General features: G+C 34.0%; 14 protein-coding genes. 8 read left to right on the top strand and 6 right to left on the bottom strand.

Annotated elements, in window-relative coordinates:
• Positions 1-29: 29 nt before the first annotated feature.
• The gene (gene menD, locus BW939_RS01225; RefSeq protein WP_076449028.1) at positions 30-1697 is read right to left on the bottom strand and encodes a 2-succinyl-5-enolpyruvyl-6-hydroxy-3-cyclohexene-1-carboxylic-acid synthase; all 1668 of its coding nucleotides are present in this window, start codon (positions 1695-1697) and stop codon (positions 30-32) included.
• Between the two features lie 134 nt (positions 1698-1831).
• Between menD and BW939_RS15685 the strand changes: the two genes are divergently transcribed.
• From BW939_RS15685 to BW939_RS01205, 4 genes are all read left to right on the top strand, one after another.
• Entirely contained in the window at positions 1832-3877 is a 2046-nt protein-coding gene (locus BW939_RS15685) for an ADP-ribosyltransferase domain-containing protein (RefSeq protein ID WP_084566563.1), read from the top strand.
• 2 nt (positions 3878-3879) lie between these two features.
• A complete protein-coding gene (locus BW939_RS01215; protein ID WP_076449027.1) occupies positions 3880-4131 on the top strand; it encodes a hypothetical protein in 252 nt (83 codons plus the stop codon).
• Between the two features lie 99 nt (positions 4132-4230).
• Complete coding sequence (locus BW939_RS01210) at positions 4231-5043, top strand: site-2 protease family protein (RefSeq protein ID WP_076449025.1); 813 nt, start codon at positions 4231-4233, stop codon at positions 5041-5043.
• Between the two features lie 76 nt (positions 5044-5119).
• A complete protein-coding gene (locus BW939_RS01205) occupies positions 5120-6070 on the top strand; it encodes an isopenicillin N synthase family dioxygenase (RefSeq protein WP_076449023.1) in 951 nt (316 codons plus the stop codon).
• A 147-nt stretch (positions 6071-6217) separates the two neighbouring features.
• Here the strand turns inward: BW939_RS01205 and BW939_RS01200 are convergent, their stop codons facing one another.
• Both BW939_RS01200 and BW939_RS01195 read right to left on the bottom strand, forming a co-directional pair.
• Positions 6218-7261: a PA0069 family radical SAM protein gene (locus BW939_RS01200; RefSeq protein WP_076449021.1), complete on the bottom strand. Its 1044-nt coding sequence runs from the start codon at positions 7259-7261 to the stop codon at positions 6218-6220.
• 143 nt (positions 7262-7404) lie between these two features.
• A complete protein-coding gene (locus tag BW939_RS01195) occupies positions 7405-7596 on the bottom strand; it encodes a hypothetical protein (protein ID WP_076449018.1) in 192 nt (63 codons plus the stop codon).
• 141 nt (positions 7597-7737) lie between these two features.
• Here BW939_RS01195 and BW939_RS01190 point away from each other — a divergent pair, with 141 nt between their 5' ends.
• Positions 7738-8091: a hypothetical protein gene (locus BW939_RS01190; protein WP_076449016.1), complete on the top strand. Its 354-nt coding sequence runs from the start codon at positions 7738-7740 to the stop codon at positions 8089-8091.
• A 44-nt stretch (positions 8092-8135) separates the two neighbouring features.
• Here the strand turns inward: BW939_RS01190 and BW939_RS01185 are convergent, their stop codons facing one another.
• From BW939_RS01185 to BW939_RS01175, 3 genes are all read right to left on the bottom strand, one after another.
• Positions 8136-10784 (bottom strand): hypothetical protein, encoded by a 2649-nt coding sequence (locus BW939_RS01185; RefSeq protein ID WP_076449013.1) that lies wholly within the window; start codon positions 10782-10784, stop codon positions 8136-8138.
• Positions 10785-10860: 76 nt separating this feature from the next.
• Positions 10861-11655, bottom strand: a complete 795-nt coding sequence (locus tag BW939_RS01180) for a DUF2797 domain-containing protein (protein ID WP_076449011.1) — start codon at positions 11653-11655, stop codon at positions 10861-10863.
• A 37-nt stretch (positions 11656-11692) separates the two neighbouring features.
• Complete coding sequence (locus BW939_RS01175) at positions 11693-12751, bottom strand: DUF389 domain-containing protein (RefSeq protein ID WP_076449009.1); 1059 nt, start codon at positions 12749-12751, stop codon at positions 11693-11695.
• A 79-nt stretch (positions 12752-12830) separates the two neighbouring features.
• Between BW939_RS01175 and BW939_RS01170 the strand changes: the two genes are divergently transcribed.
• The 3 genes from BW939_RS01170 to secA all read left to right on the top strand — a co-directional run bounded on the left by BW939_RS01170 (position 12831) and on the right by secA (position 17383).
• Positions 12831-13868 carry a GDP-mannose 4,6-dehydratase gene (locus BW939_RS01170; RefSeq protein WP_076449007.1) on the top strand — a complete coding sequence of 346 codons (1038 nt, stop codon included), beginning with the start codon at positions 12831-12833 and terminating at the stop codon, positions 13866-13868.
• A 121-nt stretch (positions 13869-13989) separates the two neighbouring features.
• Positions 13990-14211, top strand: coding sequence for a DUF2795 domain-containing protein (locus BW939_RS01165; RefSeq protein WP_034709134.1), 222 nt, complete (start codon positions 13990-13992; stop codon positions 14209-14211).
• A gap of 97 nt (positions 14212-14308) precedes the next feature.
• Positions 14309-17383 carry a preprotein translocase subunit SecA gene (gene secA / locus BW939_RS01160; RefSeq protein WP_076449006.1) on the top strand — a complete coding sequence of 1025 codons (3075 nt, stop codon included), beginning with the start codon at positions 14309-14311 and terminating at the stop codon, positions 17381-17383.
• The last annotated feature ends 123 nt before the right edge of the window (positions 17384-17506 follow it).

The raw sequence follows: 17506 nt of genomic DNA, 5'->3' as shown, positions 1-17506 counted from the left end.
GGTCATGTAATGCTTAAAACCTAAAGCTTCTAGAGCGATTTAAAATAAGTTTTCAAAATTTCTGCGTTACTTTTCCCTGCAGTCATCACTTCCAGAATTTTTGGATGAATATCTGCCTTGAAAAAATTATCCATCACCCGATCAAGCGTCATTTCGTCTTCTACTTTAGTATACGAGAATCCGAAGTGTTTTGCCAAAAACTCCATATTTTTATTATGCTTTGTTGCAATAAATTCGTCTACAGAATTCGAGTTGGCATTTCCAGGCCCTGGGATGATTTTAAAGATATTCCCTTCCCCATTATTAAAAATAATAATTCTTGTAAAAGGTGGGATATACTGATTCCAGATCCCATTGATATCGTACATAAAACTCAAATCTCCGGTAAGCAAAAGTGTTGGTTTTTCGTTTTTAATAGCAAATCCCATCGCAGTAGAAGTACTTCCATCGATGCCGCTGGTACCTCTATTGCAGTAGATTCTTCTTTTCCCGAAATCAAACAATTGTGCATAGCGGATTGCCGATGAATTACTGAAATGCACATTATAATTTTCCGGAATACTTTGCGAAACTTTATTAAAAAGATAAAAGTCTGAAAACTCTATAAGATTAAGATATTGCTCGTGTTTCAGATCTTTTTTACCTCTCAAAACATCCCAAAGATTGTAAAAAGGTTTCGGCTCCAAAGTGGCAAAATTAAGTAACTTTGAAAAGAACAGTTCTGGTTTAATCTCTATTTTCTGTGTTAATGCAAAATACGTATCAGGTTGCCAAACCTCATCCAGATGCCAGTGTTGCTTCGGATGAGCATTTCTTAGAAACTGTTTTACTCTCTTAGACACTACATTCTGCCCCACCGTAATCAAAAGATCGGGAGCATATTGTCGGTAATCTTCCTCCGTAAAACCCGTGATATACCTGTCGATATGTTTAAAAAATTTCTCATGATATAAATTAGAATTTGTTTCACTTAAAACCACTACTGTATGATTTTTCACAAGCTGGGTAAGCTGGTTTTCAAGCTCGGCACTGTGATCTCTAGTTCCTACCAAAATCATGATTCTCTGTGAAGTATTCCAGTCTGCTACAAGGGTTGAAGGTATTTCGTATTCCTTATTCCGAATGGTATGTTCCACAGTTGGGAAAGTCGGCAGTTCTGAAACAAGGTTGTACAAAGGTTCTTCCAGAGGAATGTTGATGTGCACCGGACCTCTTTTCTCGAAACAAAGTTCGATGGCTTTTTTAATAATTTCTGAATTTACATTTTCGGCATCATCTTTAGAATCTTCTAAAAGCTGAAAATCTCCGTAAGAATGCTGATGAAACAAGTTATTTTGTCTTATGGTTTGTCCGTCGAAAATATCGGTGTAGTCTGTAGGGCGGTCTGCCGTTAAAATCAACAAAGGCGTATTGGAATAGAAAGCTTCGGTAACCGCAGGATAATAATTTGCTGCTGCCGAACCGCTTGTACAGGTGATTACCACAGGTTTTTTCTCACTCATCGCCATTCCCATTCCTACAAACGCGGCACTTCTTTCGTCAACAATAGAGAAACAGTTGAAGCTGTCGATTTCAGAAAAATGAATTGCCAAAGGAGCATTTCTCGATCCCGGCGAAATAATAATATCTGAAATTCCGTACTGCTGAAGAAGATGTGCAAGAATCTGCACACTGCGTTTAGAAGAATATTTTTTCATAAAGCAAAATTAATTTTTTTTAGTGAGTTTATAAACTAAAATATAACACGTCAAGTTTTGTCGCTTATCTGAATTTTCTTTGTAGTCATGATTGATTTTGCAAAATCTAAATTATTCACTAAAAAATTACATTTATGAAACAATTTAATGATGAGTGGAGTGACGACCTCTCAGAGTTCAAAATTCTTTCCTTTGAAGATTTAAACAAAGGAATGTCTGGCCAAGACCCATTCAAAGCAATAAGAACAAGCAAAACATTTGATGAAATTTCAAACGAATACGCATTGAATACACCCTTTGGAAAGAAAAGTGCTTTTTACAAACCAACAGTAGATGACTACGATGCATTATCTGAAGATTTTCACACCGGTGGAATTAATTATGATCTTCTTGCAAAACATTTGAAAGAAAAATTAGGGTTGATAGAAGCTTTTTTATTTGATCCGGAAATTTACTTTTTAAGAGACAAAACTATTTATACAGGTTCATCTTCAATGAATATTCCTGTACCCAGTACTATTAAAAACAACAACCCTTTTGTATACAAAAAAGGAGAGCAAGAAGTTCGGGCAACTTTTGACTTAGCCAAATTGAATACCAGAAAGAATTTACTAAGCAATTCTTACACATTTGGGATTTATTTTGATAATAATAAGGTAACGTATAATCTTAACTTCATCTATAAAGACGGTGAAGATAAAAAATTTCAAGATGCAGAAACTAAAGAATCTTCCAGCCCTACTGACTTTAAATTAAATGACGAGTATTTTGCTATCAAATTATACACATCAAATGTCGAAACTTTTATAGAATTTTTACGAATTGTTAAGGGTGATTCTCATGCAGAATCAATGAAAAAATCGATTGTTCGTTATTATTTAGATTTTTTTGCAACTGCCGAAGGCAATCCTAATATTATTGATGGATTGTACGAAAAGATTCCTGACTTTGTCTTACAAGCTCTTACAGATGAAATGCTTTGGAAAGACTTTATTTCACTTTCTGAAAAAGCCATTAACACCTCTGGAACTAATGAAAATCTTTCGGTTATTAATTTACTTAAAGGTGCGAAAAATGGAATTTGGTGGGGGAATCAAATAAATAACAACCCTGAAATAGTAAGGAAAATTTTGAATAAACTTAAAGCTAAATATCTTGAAGATTTCATTATTGAATTGACAAAAGTGGGAAGTAAAGCTTGGAAAGATTCTGATTATCAAAATGCCATTATTTACTCTCTTGATATGAAAGATACAATGAAAAATGGTGTTGTTGAAAACAGATTTGTTTATTGGAGTGGGTTTATGGAAGAGGAAAAGAAATTTGAAGTTGGTTTTACCATTCACTCTTATGAAAATGGAAATTGGGCACCTTTAGATAGTGGTTCTCAAACGTTAGGTATTAATAATGCCTTAACTCCTTTAAAAATATTAGATGATAAAGGAGATTATTTTATACCTACCGTTGTTGCTAATTATTTCACTGAAGAACAAATGGATAAAGACCGCTGGACAGTTTTGGAAAACATTACAGCAGGGCTTATACCAGAGTTTCAAGCCAATGCTTTCAGAAGTTTTTCTTCTTTAGCTGCAAAACTTAGAAATACCAAATATTTAAAAGTTTTAGGAGAAAATCCTGCTTTTCAGAAAATTTTAGTTGAGCTTTCTAGCACAAGATATATGGCAAAATATTTATCTTTGGAAGAGGAAGTTGCTGTAAGACTATATACGTCAGGATATTATTCTGGTTTAAACAGAGCTTTAAGAGGAGAAATTGCAATAACAGAAGAGTACAAAGTATATAAAGAGTTGCTGAATAATGCTTTAAATAAATTACCAAAAACTAGCTCTTCGACTTTTTACAGGTTAGAAAAATGGTCACCTGAATCACTGAAGAAAGAGTATATAACCGGTAAAACTGTTGAGAAGAAAGCATTTACATCTTCTACTTATGATTATATGGCGGCAGAAGAAATGATGTTTGATGATGCAAGTTATAATGTGTTAATAAAAATCATAGGAAAAAACGGCAAAAATATAGAAGAAGCATCATTACTACCCGCAGAAAAAGAGGTGCTTTTTAAGAGTAATACAAAATTTTTAGTTGGAGAAATTAAGCCAATTCCAAGTCCAGTTAACCCAAATGAAAATATAATGTTTATTAATTTAATTGAAAAATAAAAATGGAAAAGAAAGAGAAGAAACAAAGATTAGAATTTCTATTGTCGAGAAATGAAGTTTTAAGAAAAAAACTATTCTTTGACGTGCCAAAAAATATCGATAAATTTAAAAAAGATAACGAAATTGAATACAAAGAATATTATTCTAACGCTGATAATATTAGAGCATTAAAGTTAGAATTAATGACTCCCGAAGAAAAATTAGAATATTACCGTCAAAAGGAATTAGCGAAAGAAAAATATAAAAACTCTTAAAAACTAAAACGAACCATTCATTAATGAATGGTTCGTTTTAGTTTTTAGAAACTTTTGTAAATTAGTGAATACCAAATTTCAAAAAAACTGTAATATACAATGATAATAATTTCAATCTTAATTCATCTTTTAGGAAATTATCTTCCGAAGTGGTTTGTATCCAAAGCAAAACACAATAATCCTATTCTGAAATTATCGGGATTGCTTTTTGATTTTTTCATAGCATTTTTAGTACTTTTTTTAATTCATTCACTGTCTCCAAAAGTTTTTTACATTGATAATAGAGACGCAATATATGGTTTGGAATTTAATGGAACCATGCAACAATTAGGATTTAAAAATGGAGATAAAATTATATCTGTGAACGATCGGCCAGTTAAGGACATTCGAAAAATCAATGTTGATATCTTAATGAATTCTAATTCTGAGATAAAAATTAAGAGGGGTAATCATTTTAAAGAAATAAAAATCAACGACGATGGTGTCGCAAAGATCCTTCAATCAGAAGGAACACCAATAAAAGCTTTAATCAAACCGACTACCGAAGAAAAGAATGCTCAAGAAATAAAACAAACACAGGAAAAATTCAGCTTCGGAAAAGTTTTTAAAAATTACCAAAAAATGATCAAAGAAGCTTATGACCTTATGATTCCAAAAAATGATCATAAAAAAGTCGGCGGAATTGGCGCTGTTTCCAAAAATTTTTCCTCTCAAATATCATTGTTGCCGTTTTGCTGTATAATTGTTGGTCTTTTAAATTTATTACCATTACCGGGATTCAGTGTAGGAAATTTTATTATTTCACTTGTAGAATCAAGAATGGGTAAAGTATTTAATTTCAAATTGAAAAATATTGTCGGTTTATTCTCTGTTTCTGCTGTAATTATATTGATTTTTTATCTTCATTATTAAAGTTTCAAAAAACATAATTTTTAACTTAAGATAGATCTAAAAACAGTAAATTAGCCGCACGTAAAATTTCTATAAAATGGATAAAATACCTAGTGTAGACCTGCGTGATTTCCTTTCGGACAACCCGGAACGCAAACAGAAATTTGTAAATGAAATCGGAAAAGCTTACGAAGAAATTGGTTTTGTTGCCTTAAAAGGACATTTCCTGGATGACAAACTTGTAGGCAATCTTTATGGAGAAGTGAAAAACTTCTTTGAACTCCCCACAGAAACCAAACAACAGTACGAAATCCCCGGAATCGGTGGGCAACGTGGCTATGTCGGTTTCGGAAAAGAGACTGCGAAAGGTTTTAAAAAAGGCGATTTGAAAGAGTTTTGGCATTTCGGACAGTACGTTTCGGATGATTCAAAATACAAAAGCGAATATCCCGACAACGTCATCGTAGATGAGCTCCCAAAATTTAATGAAGTAGGAAAAGAAACCTACCAAATGCTTGAAAAAACAGGTAAATATGTTTTGAGAGCGTTAGCATTGTATCTTGGTTTGGATGAGTTTTATTTTGATGATAAAATCGCAGAGGGGAACTCTATTTTGAGACCAATTCACTACCCGCCAATCACTCAGGAACCAGACGATGCGGTAAGAGCAGCAGCCCACGGAGATATTAATTTGATTACTCTTTTGATGGGTTCTCAGGGAAAAGGTCTTCAGGTTCAAAACCACAAAGGAGAATGGATTGATGCGATTGCAGAACCAGACGAACTGATGATTAACGTTGGAGATATGCTTTCTAGACACACCAACAACAAGTTGAAATCTACCATTCACAGAGTGGTAAATCCACCAAGAGAATTGTGGGGAACTTCAAGATACTCTATTCCTTTCTTTATGCATCCGGTGAGCGAAATGTCGCTGAATGCCCTTGAAAACTGTGTAGATGAAAACAACCCGAAACTGTACGAAGATACAACGGCAGGAGCGTTTTTACACGAACGATTAATTGAACTGGGATTAATTAAGAAATAATTTTGAAACCGAACTTTTTTGTTCGGTTTTTTGTTTTTTGAAGATTGTAAGGAACCACGTTACTCGTTGCAACTCTTAAATTCGATAAAAGTGCAGAAGTAAACATTGGGCCATGTTTCTAGAAGATTATCTTGTCAGTAATTTTCTCTAAAAAAAACTCAGTTGCTGCTCCCTCGTTCCCGTAAATCCATCTTTAGAAAGTTTCGGAAATTCTTTTCCTTCGAAAAACTTTTTTCTGCCTATTTTAAAAGTGTTGTGAATCATTTCGGCGATATTACCTTCTCCTCTGTGCCTGTCGTACATTTTTTTGTCTCCCAATTTTCCTCCTCGCATTGATTTAATTAAATTTAAAACTTTTTGCGCTCTGTCTGGAAATGCGGTCTCAATCCAATTAATAAAAACAGGCTCTACAGAATCATTTAATCGTACCAAAGTATAGCCAAAATTTTGAGCTCCAGCATCAGAAATTGATTTTAGAATAGACAATGGCTCATCGCTGTTTAATCCCGGAATGATGGGCGCAATCATCACATGAGTTGGAATTTCGTTTTTAGAGAGAATTTCCAACGCTTTCAACTTGTTTTTAGAAGAACTTGTGCGTGGTTCCATCTTTCGACGTAATTCTTCGTTGATAGTAGGAATACTGAGAGATACAGAAACCAGTTTTTGCTGTGCCAAAGGTTTCAATATGTCCAAATCTCGCAATACTAAAGCATTTTTAGTTAAAATATTTACAGGATGTCTATAATTTAAACAAACTTGCAACAATTGCCTTGTAATCTCAAATTGCCTTTCTGCAGGCTGATAACAATCTGTATTTCCAGAGAGTAAAATGGGTTCGGGTTGATACCCCTTTTTCTTAAAAAAAATTTCTAATAGCTCTGGGGCGTTTTTTTTAACCATTATTTTTCTTTCAAAATCAACTCCTGCGCTGTATCCCCAATACTCGTGAGTTGGTCTGGCAAAACAATAGGAGCATCCGTGCTCACAACCTTGGTAAGGATTCATAGAATAATCCATCGGAAGATCTGCACTTTTTACGATATTGACGATAGTTTTGGGGAAAACTTCAGTGAATGTGGTTTTTACATTGCCAAAATCCTCATCATCTTGCTCATAAATGTATCTATCGAAACGGTTATTTACATTTCGCTGTGCGCCTTGACCTTTTATGATGTTATCATCTTTCATTTAGTTTTGTAAAATTAAAACCGAATTATTTTAAAATAATAAGTTTTAAGAATAAAGTTTTCCACAAAAAAATCCGGCATCCAAAAAATGGAAATACCGGAAATTGTAAGACAAATATAATTGTTTACTACTTCAATTTTATATTACTTCATTGCATAATACTCCACACCATGTTCATCATCTGCCTCATCTTTGTCATGATGTCTATGATAGTCGCCATAGTAATCGTTGTATTTCTTTTGCTTTTTTTCCAAGATTTTCTTGATTCCAATAAAACTTAGTGCAGCCAGAAGACCAATCCCTCCTGCAAGTAAAATTCCTGCTTCTTTTTTCATATTATGAAACTTTTGTTTTAGACAAAAGCAAATAATATACCTTTTGGAATTTAATCAGTATTAATTTTTTGTTAAACTGATGATTCTACCGCTACTGCTTTGTGGTTTGATAATTGTATTTTAAAGCTTAAAAATAGTATTATGGAAAATCAAGACAGAGAAGACAAAATGACAACGCTTAGCCAAGTAATGACAACGCTCTCCCAAAGAGGAATTCACAGAGAATACCGAATGAGTGATGAGGGAAATATGAGACTAGACAATGACCAAACCATTTACCAACCAGAAGACTTAACAATATTACGTACGTACAGATTTGAAGGAGACAGCAACCCTGCAGACAATGCAGTTTTGTATGTTGTAAAAGATCATCACGCCAACATTGGCTTTATCTTGGATTCTTACGGAGCCGAAAGCAATTATTCCGGCGACCAATTTGATCAATTCTTGAGAGACATCCCCGTAGAAGAAAGTGATGAATACAATATTGAGTAATGTAACTCCTATTCATAAAACAACAGACGACAAATCCGGAAACTTTATGGGTTATCGGATTTTTCTTTTTTCTTGAAAACACCTTTCATGAAACCTTTTTCCTTTTGCTGATTTTCGGATTTTGAATCAGATTTTGTACTTGGCTTTAATTCTTGTTTTACATCTTTTACAGATTTTTTCACCTCTTTTACTGTTTGAATAGTATTTTTAACCGTTTTCTCGGTTTTGGCAATATTGGCTCCAATTAATGTTTTCTTCAAGCCATCTTCCACACCTTTCCAAAACATATTAAAGAATGATTTTGTAGGATCTCGCTCCACCCCTTCTACCACTACAGATTCTGGGAATTTATCTGATGTGCTTTTAATAAAAACATTGGCAACGGCACTTAAAAGATTTTTCTTTTCCTTCGTTTGTTTATCTAAGACCGCAATTTTCAAATCCTTATGTTTTAATTTAAAAGTACCTCCTAAGCCTTTAGGATTTCCAGTAAAATCAAAAAGCATCTCTTGAATCGTACCTGTTGCGGAAACATTCATGTAAGGAACAATAAATGCATTTACAGATCTTGCAGGAATTCCCGTTGAACGACCTGCAATTCTAAAGCGATCACTTTGATCTGCAGTATTAAAATTCCAGTTGACAGAAAGTGGCGATGCGTTGAGAAACGAACAGTCGATTTTTATTTTCACTTCGGTTGGCTTCCCTTTTATTTTACCAGAGTTCAGATTATGAACGTGCATATTAAAATTGCTAAAGGTAAGTTTTCCTGGTCCATCACTTTTTTGGGTGTCTTCTTCGTATTCCAAATAAGAATTTTTAAGATAAAAATCATCAATAAACATGGGGATATCTATTGATCTCAACATTTTAGAATACAATGGTTTTATTTTCGGATCATCTGCCGGAATTTTACTCCGGAAAATATTGGCATTGGCATTTGAAATGATTACAGAATTAGCAACAATCGATTTATTTTCTGAAAAGAAATCCCAATTTCCTGTGGCTGCAATCTGTGCAAATTTCAAATCATACAAATCATTTTCTACGGGAATCATTTTGATAAATTGAGCCCTAGAAACCAGGGGCTTCATTGCAAAATTAGTAATCAAGGCTTTATTTTTAGATAAATTTAAATCTCCTGCAGTCATCAGATAAAATTTAGTTTTATAAGAAAAATCTGTGGCTGAAAGATGGTAATCATTTATCTTAACAGCTAATCCTGAGTTGTTTTTTTTAGGAGAAACTTCAACATTATTAACCTGAGCATTTAGTTGCTTAAACGCTATTGGTTGATTGCCTTTGTCTAAAGTAAAATCTGAATTTTTGACATTAATATTTCTGATAATTATTGGAAAATGAATTCCTGAATAAGTCGTTTTCTTCTTCACTCCCCCAACGCCTGAAAGCTTATAAACACCTGAAATTTTGTTTATTAAAATATCTTTCACATCAAAATTCAACTTTTTGCCTTGTATTTTCCACTCATTAATATTGAATTCAATTTGATTAACCTTTACATCTGATTGAGTTTGTACATTTGAAAGCGAAATGTTATTAAAAACACCTTTTTTGGGGTTGATAAAAATATTTTTAACGTGAATATAATCGTTTGCAGCCAAAAGAATGTCTTCTCCAGAAAACTTGAAGTCTTTGTAATGCACAGGAATTGTCTCTTGCGAGGTTTCCTTATTAAAAACAAAATTATCTACATTGAAATTAATTTTTTTTGCCTGTAAAAGATGGCTTCTATCTGGTTTTAATATTTGTGCAGAAGCATTTACGAAATTGATGATTTTAACATCTAATTCAAAATTAAAAGGCTTTTTTTCTTTCTTCTGAGCAGCAACTTTGTTGGTATAAACCAAAAACTGAGGATCTATAAAAACTGCTTTGCTGAGCGAAACTTTGTTTTTCTTTAAAACGATATCCGAAAAACTCATTTGCGGAATGATGAACTGAAAAAGCTGCTTCTCTTCAGGAAAATTCTTTTTAAAATCATCAAAACTGAGCAAAGGTTTCAAAATAAAATTATTGACAGACATTTGCCCATCTTTCGTTGTAACTTTTGCTATGGTAAGCTGATATAATTTATTGGGCTGAAAAAAGAAATTCTCCCCACGAAGGTTGTAACTATCAAAAACTACGGGCAATTGGTTGTCTACAATTTCATCGGTTGTATGTAGGTTTTCTACAATCAGATTAAGATTTTGAACACTTATAAACTTTTCTTTCGTAGGTTTAAAAACAGTGATTTTACCATTTGAAATTCTAATATTTTCAAAAGAAACCGGATTTTTTTTCTTTCCTGTTTTTTTATCCTTTGCATCAGCCAGAGTAATATTTAAATTGGGGCTTGCCAAAAATAAATCTGTAGTACTGATTTTCTCATTAAAAACGGCATCAAAAATTCCGAAACGACTAATTTCCAAGGTATCAACAGTTCCTTGCAATCCTAAAACCTGAGTGTTTTTTGTGGTTTTTGATTCCACCTTAATTGCTGTGGCAAAAATATTGCCCGTTGCTAAATCTACTTCGAGTTTTTTGTAGGAAACCTTGTAGGCGGTGTTCTTCTTTATATAATCAGGAAGCTGGGTTTTAAGCCAGATATTGAGTGCAAAATTAGCAATCAAAATCAGTCCGAAGAAAATTCCAAATACAAGGAAAAGCTTTTTAACCCAAGGTTTTTTCATGGTGTGTGGTTTATTTTAGAAAATTATTATAAAATTGTAAAAGGCGTTGCTAAAATCAGACCACAGTCATTAGAATTTAGCTTATCTTTAGGTCAATCACATATCCTTCATGCCCTCTCACATTCATAAAATTTCCTCCTTCAAAAGCTAAATATTGTCCTTTAATTCCCATAAGTTTTCCCGTAAACTCAGGTTTTTTGTCTAGGGTAAAAGAACTTACTTTTTCGGGCTTTTCGAATGGGTAATCAAATTTCCACATATCTTCACCTTCAGAATAAAACTTTTGGAAATCTTCGGGAAAATATTCTTTTATTTTTTTCTGGAAATCTGCCAAGTCAATCTCATCTTCAAAATCATCCTGCAGCATTTTTCGCCAATTGGTTTTGTCGGCAAGATGTTCTTTTAAGGCAACTTCTATCATTCCGGCTTCGTAACGGTTTTCTGTTCTGGCAATCGGAAGGGCAAATGTAGCCCCCTGATCAATCCATCGGGTAGGAATTTGCGAATTCCTTGTTACACCCACTTTTACATCTCCAGTATATGCTAAATATACGGTATGGGGCTGTAATTGGATTTGTTTCTCTACATCAAGGTCACGCTCGGCAATTCCCAAATGAGCAGTAGAGAGTTCGGGGCGGATAATCGTATCACTTGCATAAGGACTTTCAAAAAAGCAGCTCTTACAGAAACCCATCCTGTAAATGGTCTTATCTAAACCACAATTTACACATTGAAAACCTGTATGCTTTATGCTTATTTCTTTGCCCAACAATTCGTTCATGTGGATTAAATCCCCTGAAAGATTTAAATAATATTGAATCGGTTGATTGTTGACACTTGTCATTTTTAAAATTTGTCCTTGAAACTGCATGTTTTGGTAACTTTTTAGTAAATATAAAATTTTAGAATCAGTTATTATTCTTTTTCACTTTTAATCGTTCTATTTCCCGTTTTAATTCAGAAATTTGAGACTGCATGTTTTCAATTTCCAAAAATTCTGTTGTCTTTTGTCTTGGTGAATATTGCCAGATCAAATGAATGTCTTTTACAAGATTATTGTGTTCGTCTAATCTACCTTTGCTAATGGCTGCGCTATCATTCAACAATGTTATTTTTAAAAACTTTTCTCCTTTTTCTTCATAAATTTCGTGGTTAATAATTGCCAGTTCTGGGTGATTATCTTTTATTGTTTTAATATAACTCTCAGATCTCTCTTTGAGTTTTTCTTTATCCCATTTCTTTTTGGTAAGCCAGATACTCGGTATAAGGATTATAGCAGAGATTAAGCTTATAAATAGTGACATTTTGTGATTTCTGGTTTTATTTTTTTTGAGATAATATTTTTGATAACCAAGTATGATGCTCAAAATCCATGTTCCTACTCCTATAAAAAAGCAATTGATGAGATAAAAATAAAATCCACCCCAAAAATATTCCCAATTCCCATTTGCTATCCCAAATCCCGCGGTGCAAAGAGGCGGAATACATGCAGTAGAAACAGCAACTCCTGCTATTACCTTAATGGCTTCTTTTCTCACAATTCCTAAAAACCATGCAAAACCGCCCAATAGAGCTAAAAAACAATCAAAAATAGTAGCTGTTTTAAAACTTTCGAGCTGCGCAGTTTCAGAATGAAAAGGGGTAATAAAAAAATAAAGTGTAGATGAGCAAAGAGCCACCAAAATCATGAGTGCCCAATTAACAACGCCTAACTTTATAAGTTGTCTGTTACCAATAGAAAAGCCAAAAGCAACACCCACAATAGGCCCCATTAATGGCGATATAAGCATGGCTCCAATAACAGCTGCCGGACTATTGACATTCAATCCAATACATGCAATACCCATCGAAATAACCAAAAGCCAAAGATTGTGACCCCGAAAGTAAATTCCTTCCTCAATTTCGTTAAAAGTAAAATCCTCTTCTTCTTCTTTTGGTAAAGCAAAAAGTTTCTGAAAATTAATCATTAATTTAATTTAAAAAGCAAAAGTAAGAAAACACCTTTCAACTATTATTAATAAATTTGTCATCTAAAAAAAAATACACATGACGTATCTCGTTACGGGAGGAAGCGGATTTATTGGTTCTCACTTGGTAGAAGAATTATTGAAACACGGACATTCTGTCATTAATATTGACAATTTTGATGATTTTTATGATTATCAGATAAAAATTAAAAATACTTTAGATTCTATCGGAAAAAATATCAATTTCCAATTTTCTGATAAAGTAAGCGATATCCCAAGTTTAGTTTCTATATCCAAATCAGAGCGTTACACATTATATTATCAAGATATTCGGGATATGGAAGGTCTAGAAAACATTTTCAAAAGCCATCAGATTGATATGATTATTCATCTCGCTGCTCTTGCCGGAGTGAGACCTTCAATAGAAAGACCTTTAGATTACGAAGAAGTAAATATCAGAGGAACCATGAATCTTTGGGAGCTGGCAAAAGATTTTAAAATAAAAAAAATGGTCTGCGCCTCCTCTTCCAGCGTTTACGGAAACAATGAGAAAACTCCTTTTTCCGAAACAGACAATGTAGACCAACCAATTTCTCCTTATGCAGCAACAAAAAGAGCTGTGGAAATACTAGGAAATGTTTATCACGGTTTATACGACATCGACATGATTCATTTGAGATTTTTTACAGTTTATGGGCCAAGACAACGTCCGGATCTTGCCATTCATAAATTCACAAATCTCATTTACGAAAATAAAGAAATCCCTTTCTACGGCGATGGAACTACAGCCAGAGACTATACCTTTATTGATGATATTATCACCGGAATTATAGCCTCTACAAATTATTTAGAAAACAACAACAAAATTTATGAAATCATTAATTTAGGAGAAAATGAAGTGATTACTCTTAATGAAATGGTCTCTACATTAGAAAAAATATTAGAAAAAATTGCGAACAGAAAAAATCTGCCAATGCAACCAGGAGATGTCACAAAAACCAATGCCGATATTGCCAAAGCAACCACATTATTGTATTACCAACCTTCTGTAAACTTCCAAAATGGCATAAAAATATTTGTGGAATGGTTTTTGAGAAATCGTGAGCATAATTGCTGACAGACGTTGTTTTACCACAATCATGCGCAGTTTACAAATATTTAACAAAAAGAATTGAAAATCAAGTATAAAAAAGGCTTTAATATAACCTAATTTTATACTTTTGCAAAAATTAAAATTTATGTACTGGACATTAGAATTAGCCTCATATCTTAGTGACGCACCTTGGCCGATGACAAAGGCAGAACTTATCGACTACGCAATCAGAACTGGTGCACCTATGGAAGTAGTAGAAAACCTTCAAGCTATAGAAGATGAAGGTGAAGTTTACGATGCTATCGATGAAATCTGGAGTGACTATCCTACGGACGAAGATTATCTTTGGAACGAAGACGAATATTAATTACCATTTGGCTTCTGGCATATTGCCTTTTGCCAATTTTTTTTAAATAGATAATGCAGTCGGCTGATAGCAGATTGCCAATCGCAAATAGCAAACTATGAGTTTTTTAAACAAAGTTCTAAAAGGGTTTTTGGGAGACAAGAAAGCGCAGGACCTAAAGGAAGTAAAAAAAGTTGTAACAAAAATCAAAGCTGTTGAACCCTCTATTCAGCAATTGTCTGATGATGGTTTAAGAGAAAAAACGGCCGAGTTTAAAGAAAATATCAAATCTGCAACCAGCAAAATTACTGCTCAGGTAGAAGAAACAAGAGAATTAATAAAAAACTCAACAAATGTTGATGAAAAGGAAGCTTTATTCTCGAAAATCGATACTCTGAAGAAAGAATCTTACGAGATAGAAGAAAAAGTACTTCTTCAAATTCTTCCCGAGGTTTTTGCTTTGGTAAAAGAAACTGCTAGAAGATGGGCTCAAAACGGAGAAATTCGTGTAACAGCTAAAGAGTGGGACAAACAACTGGCTGCTGCAGGAAAAGACTTCGTAGAAATACAAGGCGATCAAGCGGTTTGGAAAAACCATTGGGATGCTGCAGGAACACCTGTAAATTGGGACATGGTACATTACGATGTGCAGTTTATTGGTGGGGTAATTCTTCATAGTGGTAAAATTGCAGAAATGGCAACAGGTGAAGGTAAAACTTTAGTAGGTACGCTGCCAATCTTTTTAAATGCGCTTCCAGAAAGAGGAGTACACGTAGTAACAGTAAATGATTATCTTGCGAAAAGAGACTCCGCTTGGATGGGACCTTTGTACCAATTCCACGGGATGTCTATCGACTGTATAGATAACCACCAGCCCAACTCAGACGGGAGAAGAAAAGCATACAACTCAGATATTACCTACGGAACGAATAACGAATTTGGTTTCGATTATTTGAGAGACAACATGGTAAATACTCCTTCAGAGCTGGTTCAGAGAGAATTGAATTTTGCTATCGTTGATGAGGTAGATTCTGTTTTAGTAGATGATGCAAGAACACCATTGATTATTTCAGGACCGGTTCCTCAAGGCGACAGACAAGAGTTTGATGTTTTAAAACCTTCCATCGACAGAATTGTTGAAGTTCAGAAAAAAACAGTTTCTGTAATATTTAATGAAGCTAAAAAATTAATCGCAGCAGGAAACACGAAAGAAGGAGGCTTTAAATTACTTCAAGCTTACAGAGGTCTTCCAAAAAACAGACAGTTAATTAAGTTCTTATCAGAAAGCGGAAATCGCGCATTGCTTCAGAAAGTTGAAGCGCAATATATGCAAGACAACAACCGCGATATGCCTATTGTAGATAAAGACCTCTACTTCGTAATTGAGGAGAAAAACAATCAGGTAGACCTTACAGATAAAGGAGTGGAATACATGTCTCAGGGAAATGAAGATAATAACTTCTTCGTTCTTCCGGACATTGGGACTGAAATTGCTGAAGTTGAGGCCAAAAATTTATCTAAAGAAGAAGAATTTGAAGCTAAAGAAAAACTTTTCTCAGAATTTGCAGAAAAATCTGAAAGAGTTCACACCATGAGTCAATTGCTGAAAGCTTACACCTTATTTGAAAAAGATGATGAATATGTTGTAATTGATGGCGAGGTGAAAATTGTGGATGAGCAAACTGGTCGTATCATGGAAGGAAGACGTTATTCTGACGGACTTCATCAGGCTATTGAAGCTAAAGAGAATGTGAAAATAGAAGCGGCAACGCAAACTTTTGCAACCGTTACACTTCAGAACTATTTCCGAATGTACAACAAACTTGCGGGAATGACGGGTACAGCAGAAACTGAAGCAGGCGAGCTTTGGGAAATCTACAAATTAGATGTTGTGGTAATTCCTACCAACCGCCAAATTCTTAGAAACGACAAACAGGATTTGGTTTTCAAGACCAATAGAGAAAAATACAATGCCGTAATTGAGGAAGTTGAGCAATTAACTGCTGCTGGAAGACCTGTCTTGGTGGGTACCACATCTGTAGAAATTTCTCAATTGCTATCTAAAGCACTTCAACTAAGAAAAATTCCACACCAGGTACTTAATGCAAAACTTCACAAAAAAGAAGCAGAAATTGTAGCGGGAGCAGGTCAACCAGGGGTTGTAACTATTGCAACCAACATGGCAGGTCGTGGTACCGATATTAAATTGACCAAAGAGGTGAAAGAATCTGGTGGTTTAGCAATCATCGGAACAGAGAGGCATGATTCTAGACGTGTTGACAGACAGTTGAGAGGTAGAGCCGGGCGTCAGGGAGATCCTGGAAGCTCACAATTCTATGTTTCTTTAGAAGACAACTTGATGCGTTTATTCGGTTCTGAGAGAATTGCAAAAATGATGGACAGAATGGGTCATAAAGACGGTGAAGTAATTCAGCATTCTATGATTTCTAAATCTATCGAGAGAGCCCAGAAAAAAGTAGAAGAAAACAACTTCGGAACAAGAAAGAAACTTCTTGAATACGACGATGTAATGAATAAGCAGCGTGACGTAATCTACAAAAGAAGAAAGAACGCATTATTCGGAGATCATTTGAAATATGATATCACCAACATGATTTTTGATGTTGCCAATTCTATCGTTGCGAAAGGAAAAGCTACCGGAAATTATAAAGAATTTGAGTACGAAATCATCAAGACTTTCACAATGGAATCTCCAGTTTCTGAGGAAGATTTCAAATCGAAAACTATTGCAGATCTTACTACCGTTTTATTCAAAGCAGCTCAGGAAGATTACAACATGAAGCTCAATCTTTTGAAAGAAAAATCGTTCCCGATAATTGAAAACGTATACCAAAGTCAAGGTTCTCTATTTAAAATGATTCAGGTTCCTTTTACTGACGGAATCAAAACTATGACGATTGTAACCGATCTAAAAGAAGCTTTTGATACGAAATGTGAAACGATGATCAATGATTTTGAGAAAAACATTACTCTTTCTATTATTGATGAAAACTGGAAACTACACCTTCGTGAAATGGATGATTTAAGGAAATCTTCTCAAGGAGCCGTTTACGAACAAAAAGACCCTTTGGTTATCTATAAACAAGAATCTTTTCATTTATTTACAGAAATGATTGATAAATTAAACAGAGAAATTATTTCATTCTTATATAAAGGTGAAATCCCCGCATAGTAGATGTAATACTGATTATAAAAACCGTTTCAATAGAAACGGTTTTTTTATTTGCTGATTTTAAAAAGAAATATGACGAAAATCAATATTAAATCTTATTTAGAATAAATAAAAACAATAACT

This window comes from Chryseobacterium piscicola, assembly GCF_900156685.1.
GTDB lineage: Bacteria > Bacteroidota > Bacteroidia > Flavobacteriales > Weeksellaceae > Chryseobacterium > Chryseobacterium piscicola.
The sequence above is the reverse complement of the archived record's forward strand: the minus strand, read 5'-3'. Positions and strand labels throughout refer to the sequence as shown.